The organism is Paenibacillus tyrphae, from assembly GCF_027925525.1.
GTDB classification, from domain to species: Bacteria; Bacillota; Bacilli; order Paenibacillales; family NBRC-103111; genus Paenibacillus_G; species Paenibacillus_G tyrfis_B.
In genome coordinates, this window is sequence record NZ_BSDJ01000063.1 from 1 (window position 1) to 4,572 (window position 4,572).

Sequence of the window (4,572 nt, forward strand, 5' to 3'; positions counted from 1 at the left end):
TGAAGCTGATCTCCGGCTCCGCTCTGAAAACGTCTCTCTCTCCGGACTCGGACAAATATCTCAGAATGCCGTAGCCGACTCCCTTTTGCGGAATGTGTCGCAGTCCTTCCTTCGTCTGCTTGATCCGCTGTGCGACTTTTTGACCCTTGTCTACCCGCAGCACGACCGGGTATTGGCTCGTAAACCATCCGATTGTGCGCGTAATGTCGATGTCCGGCAAGATGGCCTCCCGACCGTGTCCTTCCAGATTTACCGGCACCTGCTCCATCCTGGTCCATTCGTGGATCGCCATCCCTAACGCCGTCAGCAGCAGATCGTTCACTTCCGTGTTGTATGCCCGGGGCGCCTGCTTCAAGAGCTGCTCCGTTTCCTCTTGCGTCCACTGCACCGTGACCGTTTCGCTATCTCGAAGCAGAGCTTTCTCCTGCGTGTCGTGATCTTTGGGCAGTCGCGCGCTCACGGCTTGCTCCAGCTCCCGTTCAACCTGCCACCAGTACTCCCGTTCGCGTTCCATCGCCGGACCGCCAGCATACTGCGCCAGCTGCTGCGCCCACATCTGGAACGAATCCGTTTTTTGCGGAAGCCGGATCGGCTGTCCCTGCACGGCTTCTTCATAGCCTGCGGAGATATCTTCCAATAAAATCCGCCACGACACCCCGTCCACCGCCAAATGGTGAATAACGATCAGCAGATGGTCGCCGTCCGCGCACCGGAACAACACCAGCTTCATCAGAGGTCCTTCGCTCAGGTCGATGCTTGCTTGAATTTCGCTGGCCTTGGCTTGAACCACCTGGGCAACGTCCGCCCCTACGCGCCTTAGATCGACCAACTCCATGCTGTACAGCTCGCCTTCGCCCACGCCGCGATTCCAGGCTTCATACCCGCTTTCGCCCTTGCGGAACACCATGCGAAGCGCGTCGTGATGCTCCGCGATCTTCTTCATCGTCTTCGCTAGCGCTAGTTCGTCGAAGCCCTGCTCCCGGTGCAGCATAAGCGCTTGGTTAAAGTGATGCGGCTCGGCCTGCTGCCGGTCGAAGAACCAGCGTTGAATCGGCATCAACCCGACCTCGCCTTTTACTTCCCCTTGGTCCGCCGTCCGGCTGATTAGACGGATATGCTGACTCAATGCGGCAACCGTCGGATATTTAAACAGGTCCTTCATCTCCAGCTTGAAGCCGGCCTGGAACAGCCTGGAAGCAACCTGAATCGCTTTGATCGAGTCTCCACCAAAATCAAAGAAATTATCCAGAATCCCGATCGTTTCGACTCCCAGCACATCCTGCCAAACCGAAATTAATGCTTGCTCTGTCGAAGTACGGGGTGCCACATATTCGATTTCGGTGTTGCCCCTTCCCTCCGGAGTGGGTAACGCTTTGCGATCAACCTTTCCGTTTACCGTAAGAGGCATTTGTTTCAATTGAATAAAGTAGGACGGAATCATGTAAGCCGGCAGCGCTTGAGACAGCGACTCTCGAAGCTCTCTCACGGTCAGCTCCCGGTCTGCGACGAAGTACGCGCACAGCTGTTTTGGCCCGGCTTCGTCTTCCCGTGCAACCACTACCGCTTCCAGAACGGAAGCTGTCTTGAGCAGATGCGCTTCCACCTCGCCAAGCTCGATGCGATAGCCGCGGATTTTGACTTGATGATCGATTCGCCCCAAATATTCGATACTGCCATCCGGCAGCCACCTTGCCAAGTCGCCCGTTCGGTACATCCGCTCTCCAGGAACAAACGGATTGTTCACGAACTTCTCCGCCGTCAGCTCCGGACGGTTTAAATAGCCGCGAGCCAGTCCGTCTCCCGCCACGCACAGCTCCCCGGCTACCCCGATCGGTTGCGGCATATTCTCTTCATTAAGAATATAAATCGCCGTATTGCTGATCGGGCTGCCGATCGGGATGGTGACCGCATCCTCCCGGACTTCATTGACGTTGTAGCAGGTTGCGAATACCGTACTCTCCGTCGGGCCGTACACATGCTTGATTTTGCCCGGTCCGAGCTGCATGAACGCTTTCCGCACATGGCTGACCGAGGCTCGTTCGCCGCCGAATAAAATCGTGCGAATATGACGCAAACTGTCTGGACTCAGGTCAATCAAAACGTTAAACAACGCGGTTGTAATAAACATCGTCGAAATCTGCTGCCGTTCGATTAAACGAGCCAGTTTCACAATGTCCAGCACTGTCTCTTTAGGGGCTAAAATGAGCTTTGCGCCATTTAATAAAGCGCCAAAAATATCAAAGGTCGCGCCGTCGAACGCATAGCTGGACAATTGCAGCACGTGGTCCTCCGGCGTAATGTCGATGTAGTTCGTTGCCTTCACGACCCGCACGATGTTACGATGCGTCGTTAAATTTCCTTTGGGCTGACCGGTCGTTCCGGAAGTGTAGATTACGTACGCCAGATCGCCGGAGCCATTAGTCGGTTCCAGATTCGTGCCGTCCGTGCTGTAGGAATTCTCGTTATCCAATGCTATAAATAAACCTCGATCTGGAAGCCGTTCTTGCATACGGCTTTGCCCCACCATCACTTGCGCCCCGGAATCTTCTAGGATGTAGCGGATACGCTCCTCCGGATATTCCGGGTCGATCGGCACATACGCGCCCCCGGCTTTTAAAATCCCCAAGATCCCGACGATCATTTCCAAGGAACGCTCGGCTATGATTCCCACCAAACGATCTGCTTGCACGCCGGCCGTCCTTAACGTGCGAGCCAATCGATTCGCTCTTGCGTTCAGTTCGCGGTACGTTAGGCGCTCGTCTTCGAATACAACGGCAACCTGCTCCGGCCTACGCTCGGCCTGCTCTTCAAACAGCCGGTGGATCGTCTTTTCCCGCGGATAGTCCGTAGCCGTATCGTTAAATGTCTCAACGAGCTTCGCTTTCTCTTCGGTCGTTGCCAGCCCCAGATCGTTCACCCGAATGTCGGGATTGTCTGCTACTTGCTCCATAATATGAACCAGATGTTTCCGGAGCCGATCCATACTTTCCCAGTCGTATGCGACCGCATTGTACCTAAAGCACAGGGTCAGCGCCTCGCCGGGCAGAATAACCAGATTAAAGTCGTAGTTCGTTTGTTCCATCATTTCCACGTTGGCGATTGCCAAAGACGCTTCTTGACTGCGACTCCCCGCTTGCTCCATCTGCTGTTCCACGGGGTAATTCTCGAACACGATAATATGATCGATCAAGTCTTGCTTTTGCTCGGTCAGCGCTTGAATCTCATAGAGCGGATGCGTCTCGTAGGTCCGGGAGGCAATGACCTGCTCCTGATGACTCCTCATCATTTCCGAGAAGACGGCGTCATTGTCGCAACGGATACGCACCGGGATCGTATTGATGAACAAACCGATCATACGTTCGATGCCGGGAATATCAGTCGGCCTGCCCGAAACGACACTTCCGAAAAGCGTATCTCGGGTACCGTTATATTTCTGCAGCACAATTCCCCATACCGTCTGGATCAGCGTATTCATCGTCACTTGGTTCCGTTTCGCTACCTGATGCATCCGCCCCGTCAGTTCTTTGCCAAGAACGTAAGTCAGTTTCTCCGGAACATAACGTTCCATTTGCTGCTCTGATTGACTTTGCGACTTTATTTTCGGCAGCGTCGTTTGTTGATCATATCCCGCCAAATAATTGCTCCAATAACCGGCTGCTTCCTTGCTGTCCTGCCGTTCGACCCATCGAATATACTGGCTGTAAGGCGATACTTCGGCAAGCTCAGGCTGTCTTTTTTCCACCATGGCAAAATAGCTTTCGAACACTTCTTGCGTAATGAGGGACATGCACCACCCATCCATCACGATATGATGGAAGCTCCAAATGCAGCGGTACGATTGCTCCCCCGTACGCAGGATGGACACGCGCATTAGCGCATCTTGGGCCAAATCAAAGCCTCGCGCCTTGTCGCGCTTTGCAAAATCGGCTATATACGCCTCTTGCTCCGCCTCATTCCTCCCGCGCAGGTCTTCGTAGTAATGCTCGCCGCTTCGATATTGGTAGACCACCTGTACCGGTTCGTTTTTCCACCCGCTGTAGAAATTTGTGCGCAGCGCCTCATGCCTTTGCATTAACAGGTTCAAGCTCTTGATGAAAGCTTCGACGTCAAAGCTTCCATGAACATCAAACGTCGCTTGTTCGAAGTACGCGCCCGATTGCGGATCGAGCAGGCTGTGGAACAGCATCCCCTTCTGCATCGGCGTTAACGCGTACACATTGTCGATCCTGCCGATATGTCGGGTTTGGGCGCTTAGCTGCTCCAGTTCCTCGATGCTTAACCCCTTTATCAAAAGGTCGCTTGGAGTCCGCTCCGGCTCCTCTTGGGCTATACAATGTTCGATCACTTCCCGCAAACTCGTCTGAAGCAGTCCGGCCAATCGCTCCACCGTCTCCCTGCGGTACTGTTTCCCGCTATACCGGATCGTCAGCGACAGGGCTCCTTCCGTGATGATCCCGTTCATGTCCAGCGCATAGGTCAGCGCTGCGTTTTCGCTTACGGCCGTGCCGATCGAATACGGGGAAAGCTGGACTCCGCTATGCCGCAAATCCTGATCAAATTGGCCCAAATAGT

1 protein-coding gene is annotated in these 4,572 nt (G+C 54.2%); it reads right to left on the reverse strand.

The features are described from left to right. Positions 1-4,572 (reverse strand): non-ribosomal peptide synthetase (locus tag QMG93_RS34760; RefSeq protein ID WP_281944476.1); only part of this gene is annotated, 4,572 nt, incomplete at both ends.